Here is a 17,594-nt window from a genome sequence, read left to right on the forward strand (position 1 = left end):
CCTAGTGTCCCCTCTTCTGCTCCCGGGCGCCCTGCTGCCCGGCGGCCGCGTTGAGCACCCGGCGGGCCATCTGCTCGGCGGCATCGCGACGCCCCAGCGCCCGGGCCGCTGCGGACATCGTGGCCAGACGTGCGGAATCGCCCAGCAGCTGCGGGACGATCCGCGTCACGTAGTCGGCCGTGAACTCGTCATTGGGCACCACGATGGCGCCTCCTGTGGCCTTCAGGTCGTTCGCATTTTGTGCCTGCTCGCCATTGCCGATCGGCAGCGGGACCAGAATCGAGGGCAGCCCGACGGCAGCCAGCTCGCAGACCGTGCCGGCACCTGCCCGGGCAATGATCAGATCTGCTGCTGCGTACGCCTGTTCCATCCCGTCCACGTATTCGACCTGATGGTAGCCCGGCAGCGAAAGTGGCACACCGGCGTCGTCCACCATGGCTTTTCCACTACCCGTGACGTGCAAGACCTGGAATCCGGGGTGTCCGGGGCCGGAAATCTCGGCGAGGCGACGGAGGCCACCGATGAGAGCGGTATTCACCGAGAGGGCACCGGAGGAGCCACCGGTCACCACCAGGGTGGGCAGCTGCGCCTCCAGACCCAGTGCGCTGCGGGCCTCGGCCCGGGCCGCAACCCGGTCCAGCTCGGCGATCTGCCGGCGCATCGGCATGCCGACCAACTCGGCACCGGGTAGGCCGGTCCCCTCGAACACGGTTCCCACGGCGGCGGCGAAGCGGGCCCCCACCCGGTTGGCCAGACCAGCCTTGGCGTTGGCCTCATGAACGACCACCGGGATCCGTAGACTGCGGGCCGCCAGGTAGACCGGGGTGCAGACGTAACCGCCGACCCCGACAACCACGTCGGCCTCTGCGCGACGCAGGATGTCCTTGGCTCCGCGCACTGCCGCGACGAAACGGAAGGGCAGCTTCAACAGGTCTAGCGAGGGACGGCGCGGCATCGGTACCCGGGCGATGGTCTCCAACTCATAGCCGGCAGCCGGCACCAGTCGGGTCTCCATACCGGAGGGGGTCCCCACCAGCCGGATGCTGGGCTGGGGGTCGGTCTCCCGCAGGGCGTCGGCGATGGCGAGCAGGGGTGAGATGTGACCGGCGGTTCCTCCGCCGGCCATCACCACCGAGGGGACATGGTTCATGGTTTGGCCTTCCTGGCGTTGCGTGCGGTGCCGACCGAGGAGGTGGTCTCAGAGGGTAGTTCGGAGCTGGCGTCGGGTCGGGAACGGGCAAAGCACAAAACGACGCCGACCGCCATCAGCGAGAGCAGCAGCGCCGAACCGCCCGAGGAGATGAAGGGCAGGGGAACACCGATCACCGGTAGGAGTCCGGTCACCATACCGATGTTCAGGAATGCCTGTCCGATGAGCCAAGCCATGATGCCGCCGGTGGCGATCCTGACGAAGGAGTCCTGGTGCCTGGCCGCTACCCGGTACATCGCGACGGCGAGGATCGCGAAGAGGACGACGACGACGAGCGTGCCCAAGAGGCCGAGTTCCTCACCGAGGATGGTGAAGATGAAGTCGTTGGAGGCTTCGGGAATATAGTTCCATTTTTGCCGCGACTGGCCCAGGCCCACACCCCACCAACCGCCCGATGCCAGGGCGTAGATCCCCTGGGTGGACTGGTAGCAGGCGCCGGGCTGGGTATCGCAGTTCAGTCCAAGCCAGGCGTAGATGCGGGTCATGCGGTTGCCGGAGACCAGGACCATGACCACGGCTGCGGCGGCACCAACCACCCCGGCCATGGCGAAGAGCTTCAGTCGGACGCCCCCCAGGAACAAGGCGGCCACCAGGACCAGCCCGATGACCAGCGCGGTCCCCAGATCCCGTCCGACCAACACCAGGCCCAGGAGCACGGCGCCGCCGGGAAAGAGCACGGGAATCAAGGCGTGAGAGGTCTGGTCGACGAGCTTGGATTTCTTGCTCAGTACGGAGGCCGCCCAGACCGCCAGGGCCAGTTTCGCGGCTTCTGAGGGTTGGAAGGTGAGCGAACCGATCTTGATCCAGTTCTTATTGCCGTAGATCTCAAGGCCCAGTGGTGTCAGGACCAGCAGGAGGAGGATGCCGCTGATCAGCAGCGCAGGCCAGGCCAGCTTCTTGAACGTCGGCAGTGAGAACCGGGAGATGACCAACATCATCACGATCCCCAGAACGGCCCAGATCCCCTGTTTGATGACCTGATCGTAGGAGGAAGCGTCGGGGTTCTTGCTGATCGCCTCGACGGAAGAGGAGGAGAGGACCATCATCAGGCCGATCACGGTCAGGGCCAGGGTGCTGCCGAGGATCAGGTAGTAGCCGGTGCGTCCGTCCTTGCGCGGGTCCCCTTCAACCCAGCTCCAAAAACGTGACACCGGTGAGGTGGTGGATTTCTCCCGGGCCTTGCCCCGCGCCGCCGCAGAGTTCTCGTTGGCCGGGGTACGGGTAATGATGCCCCGCGACCTGTCGGGAGCCTGGGGGCCCTTCTTCCGCGTGGACGACGATTTCTGGCCGTTGCCTTGCCCACTACCGCTTGACGTGGACTTCCTCGCGCCGGTGCCGGCATCGTTGGAAGACCGGTTGCCCGGCCCCTGTTCTGCAGAGCCTGCGGTCCCCCCGTTGTGGCCCGCCCTGCGGATCCGGGGCTTGCGGCCCGATCCACCGGGTGGGCGTGTTGTGGGGGGTTCCACGCATACTCCTTAGTTTTCTTTGTCCTCCATGAATCGGCCGACCGCTTCGATGAAGGCGTTACCGCGGTGGGCGTAGGACGTGAATTGGTCCATGGACGCCGCCGCCGGTGCCATGAGCACCGTGTCCCCCGCCTCGGCGATCGCCGCGGCTGCCTGGACGGCCGCTTCCATGACTGCCGTTTCGCGTTCCTGCTGGCCCGAACCGCCTGCTGTCTGTGTACCAGTTTCGCTTACCGGCGCCTTGATCACCTGCACCGTGGGCGCGTGTCGCCGCAATGCCTCCTGGAGCGTTGTGGTGTCGATTCCGATGAGCACCACGGCGCGCAGTTTATCGGCAAATCGTGTCACGAGATCCGAGTAGTCCACGCCCTTGGACAGTCCACCGGCAATCCAGACGACCGAGCCGAAGGAGCCCAGCGATGCTGCGGCGGCGTGCGGGTTGGTGGCCTTGGAATCGTTGATCCACAAGATGTCGTCACGCCGGGCGACGGCCTGGATGCGGTGGTCGCCGCCTTCGTAGGCGTTCAGACCCTTGCGCACGGCTTCCGGTGCGACGCCGTAGGCACGAACCAGGGCGGCGGCGGCCAACGCGTTGGCCACCATATGCCGAGGCGCCACTCCCCCGAAGTCCTCCAGCGATGCCAATTCGGCTGCAGAATCCCGGCGTTCTTCGATATAGGCGCGGTCCACCAGGAGGTCATCGACGACCCCGAGCATGCTGCGCGAGGGCACCCCAGTGGTGAAGCCGATCGCGCGGCAGCCCTCGACGACATCGGCATTCTCCACCATTTTTTCGGTGATCGGTGCCTCGACGTTGTACACGGCTGCGACCTGGGTGCGTTCGTAGATCTTCGCTTTATCGGCCTGGTATTGCTCGAAGGACCCATGCCAGTCCACATGGTCCTGGGCGATGTTCAGGACCACCGAGGCCCAGGGGGACAACGTATGGGTGTAGTGCAGCTGAAAGCTGGAAAGTTCGACGGCGATCACGTCGTAGCCTTCGGGGTCGCGGATCGCGTCGAGGATGGGGGTGCCGACATTTCCTGCGGCGATGGCCCGCAACCCGCCGGCCTGCAGCATGGCCTCGGTCATCCCCACGGTGGTGGTCTTACCGTTCGTGCCGGTGATGACCAGCCATTCGGCCGTCTTGCGGCCCTCGCGCCGGTTCAGCCGCCAGGCGAGTTCCACGTCGCCCCACACCGGGACCGATGCGTCGGCTGCCGCCCGCAGCAACGGATGGTGCGGTGGCCACCCCGGTGAGGCGATGACCAGGTCGGCGACCCGCCCCTCGATCGTGGGCAGGCCCTGGGTATGTTCGGGGCCGAGCAGCACATCATGGGCACCGACGATCTTCAACGTGTCGGCCCGTTGGGCGCTTTCCGCTCCGGAACCGGTATCAACGACAACAACGGTGGCCCCGAGTTCGATGAGGGTGTCCGCGGCGGAGAAACCCGTCAGCCCCAGCCCGGCCACCACGACCCGAAGACCTGCCCAGTCGGCGTCCCAGCTGGTCAGTTCGTCCAAACGCGCGTTCACAGTCCCAATACCCATTCGCCGTAGAAGAGACCCAGGGCGACGGCGACGCAGAGTCCGCAAATGATCCAGAAGCGCACCACGACGGTGACTTCGGCCCAGCCCTTGAGTTCGAAGTGATGTTGCAGCGGCGCCATCAGGAAGACACGCTTGCCGCCGGAGAGTTTGAAGAACCCCACTTGGATGATCACCGACAACGAGATGATCACGAACAGCCCGGCCAGGATGATCAGCAGGACCTCGGTCCGCGAGAGCAGTGCGAAGGCCGCCACGGCACCACCGATGGCCAAGGAGCCGGTATCGCCCATGAAGATCTGGGCCGGGGAGGTGTTCCACCACAGGAAGCCGATCAACGCCCCGGAAAGGATCGCCGCGAGCAGGGCAAGATCCATCGGGTCGCGCACTTCATAACAGACCGAACCGATCGACCGTGAGGAACCGCAGGCCTGGTTGAACTGCCAGATGCCGATCAGCGTATACGCGCTGAAGACCATGATCGAAGCACCCGTCGCCAGCCCGTCCAGGCCGTCGGTGAGGTTCACCCCGTTCGTGGCCGCGGTGACGATCACATTCGCCCAGATGATGAACAGGATGGCCCCGATGAGCGGACCGAAGAACGCCAGATCCAGTGCGGTGTCCCGGGTGAACGAAATATGTGTTGAGGCCGGAGTCAGGTCCTTGTTATTGGGGAACTGCAGCGCCAGGACGGCGAAGGCAATCCCGACGATCGCCTGCAGGACGAGTTTCTGCCAGGCCCTGAGCCCCAGACTGCGTTGTTTGGAAATCTTGATGTAGTCGTCAAGGAACCCGACGAAGCCCATCCCCGCCATCAGGAACAGCAGCACCAGGCCACTGGCCGACGGGCCGGGGGCATGATCGGCGACCAGGCTCAGAATTCCGTGTGTCCCGAAATAAGCCACGAAGACGGCCCCGACGATGACGGCACCGCCCATGGTCGGTGTGCCACGTTTGGTGTGATGCGAGGTCGGGCCGTCGTCGCGGACGAACTGGCCGTAGCTGCGTTTGGTCAGGACCTTGATGAAGACCGGGGTGCCCGCAAAGGAAAGGACCAGGGCGATCGCTGCGCCCATGATGAGTGAGATCACTGGGGATCCTCCGTTTCGGACACGCTGGAGGCACCGTTCGAGCAGGGACTGGAGGCCACCCGGTCACCCAGGTGGCGCAGACCTGCAGAGTTGGAGGACTTGAACAAGACGATGTCTCCGGGTTCCAGCTGGTCAGCGAGCAATGCCTCGGCGTCTTCCGGGGTCTCGACGTAGTACGCCTCGTCCCCCCAACTGCCTTCGAGTACTGCCGAGTTGTAGGCGGCCTTGGCTCCTGGGCCAACCACCACCAGCTTCTTGATGTTGAGCCGAACCGCGAGGCGGCCGACGAGGTCGTGTTCGTGGATTGATTCGCTACCGAGCTCGAGCATCTCGCCCAGGACAGCCCAGGTACGGCGGGCCACACCAGCTTCCGTGGGCAGGCCGAGCTCGGCCAGGGTACGGAGTGCGGCACGCATGGATTCGGGGTTCGCGTTATAGGCGTCGTTGACGATGCTCACGCCATCCGGGCGTTCGGTGCGCTCCATACGCCACCGGCTCGCCGGCCCGCGATCTTGCAGGGTCGCGGCGATGGTTGAACCATCGATGCCCACGCTGTAAGCAGCGGCTGCGGCAGCCAGAAGGTTGCTAACGTGGTGCCGGCCGATGAGCCCGCTGCGCACCCGATGGCTTCCACCGTCGGGGAGATTAAGCGTGAATTCGGGGTATCCGCCCTCGGCGATGACGATGTCCGAGGCCATCACCGGCGCCCGGCTTCCGCCGTCGTCCATCGCGAAACCGAGGATATTGGCTTCGGTGCGGGCAGCCATGGCGGCGACCCGCGGGTCGTCGAGGTTCAGGATGGCCGTCCCGTCGCCGGGTAGCGCCTCGACCAGTTCGCCCTTGGCCCGGGCGATGTTCTCTACCCCACCGAATTCCCCGGCGTGGGCGGTGCCCACACAGAGTACGACCCCGGTGTCCGGGTGGACCATATCCGTCAAGTAGGTGATGTGCCCGATACCCGTGGCACCCATTTCAATCACCAGATACCGGGTTTCAGCGGTGGCGTTGAAGACGGTCAGCGGAACGCCGACTTCGCCGTTATAGGAGCCGATGGGCGCGACCGTGGGACCCGAGGTCTCCAGAATCGCTGCCAGCAGGTCCTTGGTCGTCGTCTTGCCTGCGGAACCGGTGATGCCGATGACCCGGGTACCTCCGGAGCGCAGCAGCTCCACCATATGGGCCGCCAGGGCGCCCATCGCGACCACGGCGTCGTCGACGATGACCGCCGGGTGCACGGTGCCGCCGGAATCCAGCGTTTCGTGTTCGGACAAGGCCAGGATGGCGCCGGCGGCGAAGGCACGGTCGATGAAGTGGTGCCCGTCAGAGACCTCGCCGGGTTTGGCGACGAAAAGGAACCCCGAGGCACATTCGCGTGAGTCGGTGGCCACACCGCTGACGGTGCTCCCGGGATCTGTGGTGGCCGTGATGCGCCCACCGGTTATGGACGCAATGTCGGCTGTGTTCAGTTCAATCATGGCTCTTTGACTTTACCCGTTGGCCGCCGACTCGGTGGCACCGGGCTCGGCGGGGCGCGGGCTGTACCCCGCGGCCTCCAGCGCCTGACGCAGTTCCACACGGTCGTCCAAGGCCACGTTGACGCCGTTGACTTCCTGCCAGACTTCGTGCCCGCGGCCGGCCACGAGAATGGTGTCGCCTGCCCGGGCCATCGCTACTGCTGCCACGATCGCGTCGGCCCGTGGGAAGATCTCGGCGGCCTGACTGCCCAAGCCTTCGGCCTCGATCGCTTCCAGTGCCCCGTTCAGGACATCGCGGCGGATTCCACCGGCCTCCTCGTTATGAGGATCGTCATCCGTGATGATCACTACATCGGCGTGTCGGGCTGCCACGGCACCCATCGTGGGGCGTTTGGTGGAGTCGCGGTCCCCTGTGGCACCAAAGACAACGATGACCCGTGAGTCCGGATGTTGTCCTCGGACCCCCTCGATGGCCCGTTCGAGGGCATCGGAGTTGTGGGCGAAGTCCACGACGGCGGCCGGGGAATCGCAGACGACCTGCATCCGCCCCGGAACCGCGATGGTCAGTGGGTCGGAAGCGTCAAGAACACGTTGGAGATCTTTCAGCGGGGTGCCGGAGACGTGGACCATCAGCAGGGCCAGCGCGGCATTGGAGACGTTGAAGAGCCCCGGAAGACCCGTGTGGGCACGCAGCCGCTCCCCCTGCGGACCGTGCAGTTCGAATTCGTGGCCGAGCCCCTGCTGAGCGATGCCCTGAACGCTCCAGGAACTGCCGGGGAGCTCTTCCTCGGAACCGACCTCGTCACGGGGAATGGTCCGGAGGGTGAACAGGTCGGCAGAGGTGGAGCGCGCCATGCGGCGGCCCCATTCATCGTCGACGGTGATGACCGCGTGAGCACTGCGTTCGGCGGTAAAGAGGCGGACCTTGGCTTCGAAATAGGCTTCCATGCTGCCGTGCAGGTCCAGATGGTCCTGGGTCAGATTGGTGAATCCTGCGACGCCGAAGGCCATGCCCCCGACACGTTCGTAGTCAATGGAGTGCGAGGAGACCTCCATCGCTACCGTGTCGACCCCTGCCCCTCGCATCCGGGCGAGGAGCGCGTGCAACTGTGGGGCCTCGGGCGTGGTCAGGACGCTGGGGATCTGTGTCCCGTCAGCCAGGATCTCGATGGTTCCGATGAGGCCCGTCCGCTGGCCCAGGGCACGCAGCAGCGAGGTGATGAAGTAGGTGGTCGTGGTCTTGCCGTTGGTTCCGGTCACGCCGAGCAGCCCGAGGCCGGGCTCGTCGGAGCCGTAGAGGATGGCCGCCACGGGGCCGACGGCGCTCCGAACTGACTCCACGACCACGACCGGTAGGCCGGCAGCCACCGCACGGCCTTCGCCGGTTTCGTCCGCGAGGATCGCGCTGGCGCCCGAGGTGGAAGCTCCCACGCAGTAGTCGGCACCGTGGCTATGCGCGCCGGGAACCGCCGCATAGAGGTCCCCGGCCAACACGGCTCGCGAGTCCAGACTCACTCCATGGATGACCGTATCGCCATCACCCTCGAGCCGGACACTCATGCCTCGTTCGGTCAGACGGCCGACGAGCTCGTTCAAGCTCAGACGAGGGGCCTGCTCGGGGCGGAACGCCCGTTCGGCATCCTGGGGCGTGGGGGGCACTGTGTTTACCATCCGTATTTCTGCTTCTTGCCGACGAAGACCTTATATGGATTGGGCTTATCGGTGCTGGGCGGGACGTTGTAGCTGTTCAAGGTCTGGGACATGATCGACTTGAAGGTGTCAGCCACGCTGAAGCTCTCCCAGTTGCCTTTGGGGCGCTGCATGGTCACCACGACCAGGTACTTCGGGTCATCGATCGGTGCCATTCCAGCGAAGGAGCTAGTGTAGCCGTCGAGCTTACCCGTCGGGCCTGCCGCCTGCCCGGTTCCCGTTTTGCCTCCGACACGGTAGCCGTCGATGTCCATCGCATAACCGGTTCCGTCGGTCACCACGGTCTCCATCATCCGCCGCATTTCCTGAGACGTCTTCTTGGAGATGATCCGCTGACTCTTGACCTTCTTGCGTTCATGCTCCGTACCGTCGGGGTCGGTGTAGGACTCGATCAGCGATGGCTCGACCTGCACCCCCTGGTTGGCGATGGCCTGGAAGACCCGGGCCGTGTGCAAGGAGGTCAGGCTGTAGCCCTGGCCAAACATCGTCGTGTACTGCTGGCGGCGATCCCAGCTCTCCGGCGGAGCGAAGATGCCCTTATTGACCGGAACGCCGATGTCGAAGCCCTGCCCGATCCCGAATTTTTTCATCCAGTCGTAGCGCTGTTGGTTGCTGAGCTTATTGCCGACCATCGTGGTGCCGGTGTTGTAGGAGCGGGCGAAGATCCCTGCCGCGGTCATGTTGAAGGTCTGGTGTTTCAGCGAGTCGTGGATGGTCTCCTTGCCAACCGTGTATTCGTGCCCGACCGTGAAATGGTCCTTGGGCTTGACGACCCCTTCTTCCAGGGCTGCGGCGAAGGTCGCGGCCTTGCCGGTCGAGCCGGGTTCGTAGGCCTGAGACACCGTGGTTGAACGGCGGAATTCGGCATCCGTTGCCCCGGGATCTGCCGGGTCCACGGTCGTCGAGTCGGCCAGAGCCCTGATCTTGCCGGTCCCGACCTCGACGACCACGGCGTTGACCCATTCGGCGTTGAATTGCTTCTGCTTGGCCATGACCGCCTCTTGGGCAGCCCATTGGATATCGCTGTTGATGGTGAGCTTGACGTCCTTGCCGTCAACCGCAGGCTTTTCCTTGAGCGTGGCCATCGGAATTCTGACGCCATCCGCGGCAATTTCGAAGGTCTTGGTTCCAGCTTCACCGGCCAACGCCCGGTTTTGGCTCAGCTCAAGGCCTTCGGCTCCGGTCTGGGAGGTCCCGTCTTCGCTCGAACGCAGGAAACCCAACACCGAGCCGGCGACGGTGCCGTTGGGGTATTCGCGTTCGAAGCGTTCCTGGCTGGTGATCCATGGCAGCCCGATCTTCAGAACCTTATTCCGCGTTTCGGGGGTGACTCCCTTGGCCACGACAGAGTAACCCTTTTTCTTGGCCCCGTCATCGCCGATAATCGAGGTTTTCAGGGTGTCCTGATCGATGTCGAGGGTATCCGAGAGTTCCTTGACCGCGTCAGTGGTCTGTACGACGTCACGGCCGCCTTGATCGTTCTTGCGTTTAAAGGATTCCTTGACCTGACGTTGATCGACCACCAAATCGTAGCGTTCGAAGCTGGCCGCCAGAATCTTCCCGGAGGAGTCCAGGATTTTCCCTCGGACAGGCTGCTGAGCAGTTTCTCGGATCCGCTGGCCGGTAGCCGCCTCGGCTGCCGCCGTCGGGTCCAATCCTTGCACCAAGAACAGTCGTCCACCGAGCAGGACCAGCATCACCATGGCCAGCGCTAAACCGATCCGCAGACGGCGCGGCTCGGTGGGCTTTGATTTCCTGGCGGGCGGCCTGGCCATAGTTGATTCCTTGGGTTGCTGATCGGTTCTTCTCGAGATCGGTACCGAACAGGACTCGCTGCCCTACTGTCCGGAGCCCTGCTGCGCCGGAGCCGGGATGGTTCCGCCGTTCAGGTCGGTGCTCGAAGATTCCTCGGTGTTCTGTTGTGCCGTGCTCTCGTCCGTCGAGGCGCCGTCGGTGACAGCCTTGCCCTCGGGGGCGATATTGCTCTTCTGCTCCGCGGCTTCGGACGTGGTGTCCGCTACCGTCTGGTTTTTAGCCTGGTCTTCAGGGACCGCCGGGGCCGGCACATGCGTGGAAGGAAGCTCTCCCTTTTGCGCTGCGGTGGCCTTTCCGGTGATCTTCTGGGTGTCCAGATTGATCGAAGCCACCGTTCCCGGGGTGACCATACCCAATTCTGCCGCCTTGACTGCCACATTCTGGGGAGCCTGAAGGTTTTGAAGTTCCTGTGTCAGCGCTTCGTTCTCCTGGCTCAAGGCCTGCTCCTGACCACGCAGGCTCACAATGTCGTACTGGGAGTTGGCCACATTGACGTTGATCACCAGGACACCGACCAGTGCGGCCAGCAATAAGGCGAAGCAGAAAACAGCGAATCCGGCGCGCCGGTTGCGCTTCGTGGCCGGAACCAGGGACAGCGGGGTGCGCTGCTTGGGTTCCGAACGAGGGAGGGACGTTGGAGCCAGTGCGCGGGCATTGGCACCGACGGTGCTGCCTGCGGCGCTCTGTCCTGCGTGAACTGCACGCGTCTGGGTTGCGGTGCTCATGTTCAGCTCCTCTTCAGGATTCGTTCCACCGCACGGAGCTTGGCTGATGCCGCGCGGGGATTCTCGTCAATTTCAGTGTCATTCGGCTTCTCGGTTCCCTTGGTCAGGCTCCGGAACCGGGCCTTATGTTCCTCAAGCTCGACCGGAAACCCGAGAGGTGCCGAGGATTTGGAGGCTGCCGCGAAATGCTTCTTCGCCAGCTTGTCCTCCAGGGAGTGGTAACTCATCACGACCACACGACCACCGATGTTCAGTACATCCATGGAGGCGGGCAGTGCCCGGTCCAGCACATCGAGTTCTTCGTTAACTTCGATGCGCAGGGCTTGGAAGGTCCTTTTGGCGGGATGGCCCCCGGTCCGGGCGGCGGCCGCCGGCACGACACTACGGATGCTCTCCACCAGCTGGCCGGTGGTGGCGAAAGGGCGTTCCCCCCGGTCACGGACGATGGTCGAAGCGATCCTGCCCGCGAATTTCTCCTCGCCCCAGGTGCGGATCACCCGGACCAGGTCTGTTTCGGAGTAGCTGTTGACCACATCCGCCGCTGTCGGACCGGTTGAGGTGTCCATGCGCATATCCAGCGGAGCGTCGAAGGAGTAGGCGAAACCGCGTTCGCGTTCATCGAGCTGAAGCGAAGAAACACCCAGGTCGAACAGCACACCATCCACGCCGTCGAAACCGAGGTCTTCGACCACGTCATCGATTTCGTCGTAGACGGCGTGGACCAGATCCGTCCTGTGGGAGAACGGCGCCAGCCGCTCCCCCGCCAAAGCAAGTGCCTGCTCGTCGCGATCCAGCCCGATCAGGTGTAGCTGGTCGAAACGACGCAACAGCGCCTCCGAATGCCCGCCCATGCCGAGCGTGCAATCAACGACGACGGCCCGTTCTCGCTGGTCGATCCCTGCCTGGATCGACGGCGCCAACAGCCCTACACAACGTTCGAGCAGCACTGGTACGTGCCGCTCGGATGTGGGACGGGGTGTGATGTCGTCGGTCATACCCTGTCCCCTTTCAGCGTGTCACAGCTTGCAATCGTGGTGTAGGGATTGGGCCAGATCCCCCTCCGCTCCGATCCTCATCCGCCTGGCTCCGGGGAAGTGGAGCCAGGACGATGCTGACGGGCGGCTGGAGATCTGGTCCAACCCCACCGAGCGCTTCTAGTCGGTTCTAGAAAATGCCCGGCAGTACTTCTTCATCTGTTTCGGAGAACGTGTTCTCCTGTTCTTCGAGGTATTCGTTCCAAGCCTGGGTATCCCAGATCTCGGCTCGAGACCCCGCACCGATGACGGTGACCTCACGGTCCAGTCCGGCGTAGCTGCGCAGTGCCCCCGGGATGGTGACCCTGCCCTGCTTATCCGGCATCTCATCAGAGGCGCCGGAGAGGAAAACACGGATGTAATCCCGTGCCTGCCGCGAGGACAACGGTGCTTGACGCATCTGCTCATGCACGTTCTCAAATTCCCGCTGGCTGAAGACGTAGACGCAGCGTTCCTGCCCCCGGGTCAAAACCAGCCCGTTAGCCAGTTCATCGCGGTATTTGGCAGGAAGAATAATGCGCCCCTTTTCGTCAAGACGCGGCGTGTACGTCCCGAGGAACATACGCACCGCCTTCCCGTCTTCAAGGAGCTACATCCACCCCGTCATCCCCAATCACCTCTACAGTCCCCCACTTTACTCCACAATGCCCCACTGTCAACGACACACGGTAGTTTTCCCACCAATCGGGCAAATTCTTTTCCTTGCAATCACTGGGAAGCAGGGGTGTGGGGAAGAGTGGAGGGATTTTGGAGCAAAACGGCGCGCTGGATGACGATTCGGGTGCAAATCTGCGGAATCATACGTTTTTTGCTCGCCCCGGAACTGTGGTGGGGCAAAGTGGAGGAACCCGGTGGTGAGAAGTGGAGGGTCTTCGGGAGACACCTGGAGCAATATCGAACCCCGGGCATGTGGGGATCACCACGTTGCCCGGGGCGTCGTTCACCGGGCACAAAAAAGAGCGCCGGCCATCATGGCCCGCGCTCTGCGGTATCTGTTGCTGCCTCTTCGGGCCTGGTGGCCAGGCCCGACGACGAGTTAGTGAGCTTTAGTGTTCGTCCCGATGGCGGGCTTCCCATTTGGATTCAAGGTCAGCCATGAAGGAACTCTTCTGCGTCCCTGACTTGGCTTTGCCCTTGCCAACCTTGCCCAGAGCATTCTTGGAAAAGGCGACATAGACGCCACCACACATCAACGCGAAGCCCAAGACGCCCACTGGAATCCATTGGCTCGAGACGCCCAGCAACAGGGCGATGATACCCATGATGCCGATAATGGCGCCGATGGCGATGTTTCGTGTGGAATACCCGCCGGGTGAGGCGCTTGACTTCATCGAGGAGGCAAACTTGTGATCCTCGTGCAGTTGCTTTTCCAGCTGCTCGAGCAAGTGCTGCTCGTGTTCGGAAAGTGGCATGATCCCTTCCCCAATCCCTCGTGTCCGTCGGTCTCCCTGCGGAGAACCCCTATATAGATGTCAACGGTTCTCACAACTGCATTGTTCCCGCTGTCGCAAGTGCATCTGATGCGCTTGTTAATACCTGCGCTTCTTCAAGGATAGTCTGCATTTCCACCTCCGGGAAGTCGAGTTATGTTTCAGCCTCGGCCGAGCTCTCCGGTGGGGGCATCAAGGTTGCTGGCTGCAGTGATCCTGCGGGGAATCGCTGCCGTATGCGGTCCATGGTTTCCTCTGCCTGCCGCCAATTTCCGTCGCTGCGTTCGAAGCTCAATTGGATGCCGCCGTCGGCGTCGGAGAGTTGTTCCACACGGATGCCGATGAGCCGAACGGCTTGCGCTCGTGGGCCGATCCCGGCCAGCAGTCCTTCCGCGGCAGCGAGCAGCGCCTGGGCAGAATTTGTTGGCTGTGCCAACCGGCGGCTGCGCGTCATCGTCGTGAAATCTGAGTATCTGAGCTTCAGGGCTACCGTCTGGCCTTGGCGCGAGGCGTGGCGGAGCCTTTGGGCCACACGATACGCCAGTCGCAGTAGTTCGCGTTTCAGCGGGGCATCCTCGTGGACGTCCACAGCGAAGGTTTCCTCGGCCCCGATGCTTTTTTCCACTCTGACCGGTTCCACGGCCCGGTCGTCCCTGCCCCAGGCCAGCGCATGCAGGTGAAGCCCATTGGAGCCGAGCAAGCGTTCCAACGTGGCCAGTGGGGTCTGGGCCAATTCACTCACCAGGGAAATACCGGCACGGGCCAGCACTTCACCTGTTTTCGCTCCGACACCCCACAGGGCTTCGACGGGAAGGGTATGCAGGTAGGCCACCGTGTCCTCCGGGGCGATACGCAGTAGACCGTCGGGTTTGGCACGCGTCGACGCCACCTTGGCCACATATTTGTTCCGGGCGATCCCCACGCTCGCTGGAAGGCCCAGTTCATCGCGAAACCGTGCCCGGATCATCCGACCGATCTCCAGCGGTTCACCGAGTCGGCGCAGGCTACCCGTGACGTCAAGGAAGGCCTCGTCCACACTGACCTGCTCGACCAACGGGGTGATATCCGAAAAGACAGACATGATCCGTTCGGAGAAGAGGCGATAGGAGGCCATGCTCGGCTCAATGATGGTGGCCTTGGGGGCCAACCGCATGGCAGTGCTCATCGGCATGGCCGACCGGACACCCAAACGACGACATTCGTAGGAGGCTGACAGGACCACCGATCGTCCACCGGGGTTTCCAACAATGACCTGATGCCCCTTCAGCTCCGGGCGGGTCAGGAGCTCAACGGAGACATAGAAGGCATCCATGTCGACATGGAAGACCGTTCTCGGCGTGGGGGCTTCGACCATGTCACCAATTCTACGGAACTCCCCCGACAGATAGAATGAGGTAGTTCCCAGATCACCCCACACAACGGATGTCATGAACCCCAACGAAGCCACCGGGCCCTTCTCCCTGCCTCATCGCGCCGAGGACACCTCCTTCATCAAACGGCTCGACTCGACTTTGGCGACGTTCTTGGCGGAACAGCGGGATATCGTGGCCAAAATTTCCCCCGCGGCCGTCGATCTTGTCGATTCGGTGGAGACCCTCATCAAAGGCGGTAAGCGACTGCGCCCGCGTTTCGCCTGGTGGGGCTATGCCGGGGCCGGCGGCGACCTCGCCAGCGAGGCAATTATCAGGGCGGCAGCCGCCCTGGAACTCTTTCAGGCAGCCGCCTTGATCCACGACGATGTGATCGATAGGTCGGCGACTCGACGCGGACGGCCCAGCGTCCACAAATCCTTCGAAGCCACCCATTCACGACTCGGATGGGCTCGGGACGGCGCACGATTCGGCGAAGCGGCAGCCATCTTGGCCGGCGATCTCTGCCTGTCCTTCAGCGAACAGCTCTTCGCAACGGCAGCGACCGCAGGATCGCCGGCACGGAAGATTTTTGATGACATGCGCACCCAGGTCATGGCCGGACAGTATCTCGATGTCCTGGAGGAGTCGGCCGGTCCTTCCTCATCCGATACGGACGTGCTCGAACGGGCTCGGACGATTCTGCGATATAAATCGGCCAAGTATTCGACCGAGAATCCCCTCCTCCTGGGTGGGGCCCTGGCCGGCGCGGACAGCGCGCTACTGGCGGGCTACTCCGCCTTCGCTCTCCCGATCGGCGAAGCCTTCCAACTTCGTGATGACGTCCTCGGAGTATTCGGGGACCCCGACATCACCGGGAAGCCAGCAGGTGATGATCTGCGCGAAGGAAAGCGTACCGAGATGATCGCCCATGCCCTCTTATTGGCGCCGGAGGCGGATCGAGGCTTCATCCAGAATCGTCTGGGAGTTGATGATCTCTCCACGGCTGAGATTGATCGCATGATGGCGGTGCTCACCGACTGCGGGGCACTGGATGCTACCGAGAGGACCATTGCCGATCTCTCCTCGAGGGCCTTCTCCGCACTCGAGGTTCTCGACGTCACCGAGGAGATCCGCGAACAGCTGCGTTCGCTGGGGAAAGCCGTCACCGAACGCACGGCCTGAGGACATCTGCTCGAGTCCTTTAAAGGGCGCTTCCCTACGGGGACCTCAGGTGACCGTCATGATTGGCCGGCCGCTGCCTATTTTTCGGGCGACAGCGGGCGTCGTTGCTACCAGCCGAGGGCCTGTGCCCGCCGGCGGATCTCCGTCTTGCGCCCTTGGCGCAGGGCCTCGATCGGCGTGCCTGGCAGCGATTCGTCCGCAGTGAAGAGCCAAGTGATCAGCTCCTCGTCGGTGAAGCCGGAGTCGCCGAGCACTGTGATGGTGCCCTTGAGGCTATCGATGATCCGTCCATCCAGGACGAAGGCCGCCGGAACGGAACGAACCTTACGCTGGCCGACCCGCAATTCGACGATCGCGCGATCGTCCAATAGGCGGTGCACGTCCTTGATGGAGACGCCCAGTGCCTCCGCAAGGTCAGGCAATGACAACCATTCGGTCACGAGTTTATTAAGAGAGCTCACCATATAAGAATGCCACAATCCGGGGCCCTCGAGTCCCAATACGTACGTGACGAGCCACTTAAGACTTTTAGGAACGCATCACATGGTGTAAATTCACTTGAGTCACACTTGCAACATAGGTCACACGAGTATCGCGAAGCCCTGCCTGGCTTCATCTCGACGGTGACCTCTTCGGCCAAGGCCGTCGCGATCAGAGGATGTCTACATGCCCGAGCACCGCACCAGCGGCGCGCGTTCCTCGAACGTCTTCGTTCAGGGATCCCGCAACCGTTCCATTTCCGGAGCCGTCGCAGCCGCGGCGATTCCCGCCGTCGTTCTGTCAGGTATGGCAGCAGCCGCACCAGCAGCCGCCGTCGAGGCTCCCACCTCCACAGCCCTTCTCACGCCGAAGGCCGCGACACCCGCGAACATCGCCGCCGCACAGCAGCGCATTGCCGCTCATCTGGTGGCTTCGCAGGTTCCCACCCGCCTCACCGTGGCCGCTTCGCCCGCCAAGAAGGTGACCGTGAAATCCGGAGACACGCTCTCGGGAATCGCCCACCACCACCACGTTCCGCTGTCGAAGCTCCTCAAGGCCAATAAGCTCAAGGCCAGCGATCTGATCTTCCCCGGTCAGAAGCTCAAGCTCTCCGGCGGATCGACCTCCTCCAAATCCAGCTCGAGCTCATCCAAGAAGAGTTCCAGCGGTTCGGCCTCGACCTACACGGTCAAGTCAGGCGACACCCTTTCCGGGATCGCCCAGAACGCAGGCATGGGCCTGTCCAAGCTCCTGGCAGCGAACGACATGAGCATGTCCACCGTCATCTACCCGGGGAAGAAGCTCAAGCTCTCCGGCGGGTCGACCTCCTCCAAATCCAGCTCGAGCTCATCCAAGAAAAGTTCCAGCGGCTCCGCCTCGACCTACACGATCAAGTCAGGCGACACCCTCTCGGGGATCGCCCACGGCAAGGGAATGTCTCTGTCAGCATTGCTGAAATCCAGCGGCCTGAAGTCTAGCTCCATGATCTACCCGGGGCAGAAAATCAAGGTTTCCGGCAGTTCCTCCACCTCCTCCTCGAGTTCAAGCTCCTCGAAGAAGAGTTCCAGCGGTTCGGC

General features: G+C 63.2%; 15 protein-coding genes. 2 read left to right on the forward strand and 13 right to left on the reverse strand.

Annotated elements, in window-relative coordinates:
- Position 1: 1 nt before the first annotated feature.
- From murG to dinB, 12 genes are all read right to left on the reverse strand, one after another.
- Complete coding sequence (murG, locus tag CIK75_RS04370; protein ID WP_086999789.1) at positions 2-1,150, reverse strand: undecaprenyldiphospho-muramoylpentapeptide beta-N-acetylglucosaminyltransferase; 1,149 nt, start codon at positions 1,148-1,150, stop codon at positions 2-4.
- The gene (ftsW, locus tag CIK75_RS04375; protein WP_241895286.1) at positions 1,147-2,676 is read right to left on the reverse strand and encodes a putative lipid II flippase FtsW; all 1,530 of its coding nucleotides are present in this window, start codon (positions 2,674-2,676) and stop codon (positions 1,147-1,149) included. Before ftsW ends, murG begins: the two co-directional genes overlap by 4 nt.
- Positions 2,677-2,685: 9 nt before the next feature.
- A complete protein-coding gene (gene murD / locus CIK75_RS04380; protein ID WP_086999785.1) occupies positions 2,686-4,227 on the reverse strand; it encodes a UDP-N-acetylmuramoyl-L-alanine--D-glutamate ligase in 1,542 nt (513 codons plus the stop codon).
- Complete coding sequence (gene mraY, locus CIK75_RS04385) at positions 4,209-5,315, reverse strand: phospho-N-acetylmuramoyl-pentapeptide-transferase (RefSeq protein ID WP_086999783.1); 1,107 nt, start codon at positions 5,313-5,315, stop codon at positions 4,209-4,211. Before mraY ends, murD begins: the two co-directional genes overlap by 19 nt.
- The gene (gene murF / locus CIK75_RS04390) at positions 5,312-6,790 is read right to left on the reverse strand and encodes a UDP-N-acetylmuramoyl-tripeptide--D-alanyl-D-alanine ligase (RefSeq protein ID WP_086999781.1); all 1,479 of its coding nucleotides are present in this window, start codon (positions 6,788-6,790) and stop codon (positions 5,312-5,314) included. The genes mraY and murF overlap by 4 nt, the downstream gene beginning before the upstream one ends.
- Before the next feature lie 12 nt (positions 6,791-6,802).
- Positions 6,803-8,461, reverse strand: coding sequence for a UDP-N-acetylmuramoyl-L-alanyl-D-glutamate--2,6-diaminopimelate ligase (locus CIK75_RS04395; RefSeq protein ID WP_096223267.1), 1,659 nt, complete (start codon positions 8,459-8,461; stop codon positions 6,803-6,805).
- Positions 8,455-10,275, reverse strand: coding sequence for a penicillin-binding protein 2 (locus CIK75_RS04400; protein ID WP_086999777.1), 1,821 nt, complete (start codon positions 10,273-10,275; stop codon positions 8,455-8,457). The genes CIK75_RS04395 and CIK75_RS04400 overlap by 7 nt, the downstream gene beginning before the upstream one ends.
- Before the next feature lie 63 nt (positions 10,276-10,338).
- Positions 10,339-11,040 (reverse strand): hypothetical protein, encoded by a 702-nt coding sequence (locus CIK75_RS04405; protein ID WP_086999775.1) that lies wholly within the window; start codon positions 11,038-11,040, stop codon positions 10,339-10,341.
- 2 nt (positions 11,041-11,042) lie between these two features.
- On the reverse strand, positions 11,043-12,035 hold the full coding sequence (gene rsmH, locus CIK75_RS04410; RefSeq protein ID WP_086999773.1) for a 16S rRNA (cytosine(1402)-N(4))-methyltransferase RsmH: 993 nt from the start codon (positions 12,033-12,035) through the stop codon (positions 11,043-11,045).
- Positions 12,036-12,204: 169 nt separating this feature from the next.
- Complete coding sequence (gene mraZ / locus CIK75_RS04415; protein WP_086999772.1) at positions 12,205-12,636, reverse strand: division/cell wall cluster transcriptional repressor MraZ; 432 nt, start codon at positions 12,634-12,636, stop codon at positions 12,205-12,207.
- Positions 12,637-13,120: 484 nt separating this feature from the next.
- Positions 13,121-13,486 carry a DUF3040 domain-containing protein gene (locus tag CIK75_RS04420; RefSeq protein ID WP_086999770.1) on the reverse strand — a complete coding sequence of 122 codons (366 nt, stop codon included), beginning with the start codon at positions 13,484-13,486 and terminating at the stop codon, positions 13,121-13,123.
- A 172-nt stretch (positions 13,487-13,658) separates the two neighbouring features.
- On the reverse strand, positions 13,659-14,858 hold the full coding sequence (dinB, locus tag CIK75_RS04425) for a DNA polymerase IV (RefSeq protein ID WP_086999768.1): 1,200 nt from the start codon (positions 14,856-14,858) through the stop codon (positions 13,659-13,661).
- 73 nt (positions 14,859-14,931) lie between these two features.
- Here dinB and CIK75_RS04430 point away from each other — a divergent pair, with 73 nt between their 5' ends.
- Positions 14,932-16,038, forward strand: a complete 1,107-nt coding sequence (locus CIK75_RS04430; RefSeq protein ID WP_086999766.1) for a polyprenyl synthetase family protein — start codon at positions 14,932-14,934, stop codon at positions 16,036-16,038.
- Between the two features lie 107 nt (positions 16,039-16,145).
- Here the strand turns inward: CIK75_RS04430 and CIK75_RS04435 are convergent, their stop codons facing one another.
- Positions 16,146-16,502, reverse strand: a complete 357-nt coding sequence (locus tag CIK75_RS04435; protein ID WP_179204314.1) for an Rv2175c family DNA-binding protein — start codon at positions 16,500-16,502, stop codon at positions 16,146-16,148.
- A gap of 202 nt (positions 16,503-16,704) precedes the next feature.
- Between CIK75_RS04435 and CIK75_RS04440 the strand changes: the two genes are divergently transcribed.
- On the forward strand, positions 16,705-17,594 hold an 890-nt coding region (locus CIK75_RS04440; protein ID WP_143413263.1), incomplete at its 3' end, for a LysM peptidoglycan-binding domain-containing protein.

Source organism: Glutamicibacter sp. BW78, assembly GCF_002332245.1.
Taxonomy (GTDB): domain Bacteria; phylum Actinomycetota; class Actinomycetes; order Actinomycetales; family Micrococcaceae; genus Arthrobacter_H; species Arthrobacter_H rhombi_A.

What these genes read in the sequence shown, in the direction of transcription:
- CIK75_RS04400 (WP_086999777.1), bottom strand. Translation starts at nt 10,275, where the DNA reads ATGGCCAGGCCGCCCGCCAGGAAATCAAAGCCCACCGAGCCGCGCCGT.
- CIK75_RS04430 (WP_086999766.1), top strand. Translation starts at nt 14,932, where the DNA reads ATGAACCCCAACGAAGCCACCGGGCCCTTCTCCCTGCCTCATCGCGCC.
- mraZ (WP_086999772.1), bottom strand. Translation starts at nt 12,636, where the DNA reads ATGTTCCTCGGGACGTACACGCCGCGTCTTGACGAAAAGGGGCGCATT.
- CIK75_RS04435 (WP_179204314.1), bottom strand. Translation starts at nt 16,502, where the DNA reads ATGGTGAGCTCTCTTAATAAACTCGTGACCGAATGGTTGTCATTGCCT.
- CIK75_RS04405 (WP_086999775.1), bottom strand. Translation starts at nt 11,040, where the DNA reads ATGAGCACCGCAACCCAGACGCGTGCAGTTCACGCAGGACAGAGCGCC.
- dinB (WP_086999768.1), bottom strand. Translation starts at nt 14,858, where the DNA reads ATGGTCGAAGCCCCCACGCCGAGAACGGTCTTCCATGTCGACATGGAT.
- murF (WP_086999781.1), bottom strand. Translation starts at nt 6,790, where the DNA reads ATGATTGAACTGAACACAGCCGACATTGCGTCCATAACCGGTGGGCGC.
- CIK75_RS04395 (WP_096223267.1), bottom strand. Translation starts at nt 8,461, where the DNA reads ATGGTAAACACAGTGCCCCCCACGCCCCAGGATGCCGAACGGGCGTTC.
- murG (WP_086999789.1), bottom strand. Translation starts at nt 1,150, where the DNA reads ATGAACCATGTCCCCTCGGTGGTGATGGCCGGCGGAGGAACCGCCGGT.
- rsmH (WP_086999773.1), bottom strand. Translation starts at nt 12,035, where the DNA reads ATGACCGACGACATCACACCCCGTCCCACATCCGAGCGGCACGTACCA.
- murD (WP_086999785.1), bottom strand. Translation starts at nt 4,227, where the DNA reads ATGGGTATTGGGACTGTGAACGCGCGTTTGGACGAACTGACCAGCTGG.
- CIK75_RS04420 (WP_086999770.1), bottom strand. Translation starts at nt 13,486, where the DNA reads ATGCCACTTTCCGAACACGAGCAGCACTTGCTCGAGCAGCTGGAAAAG.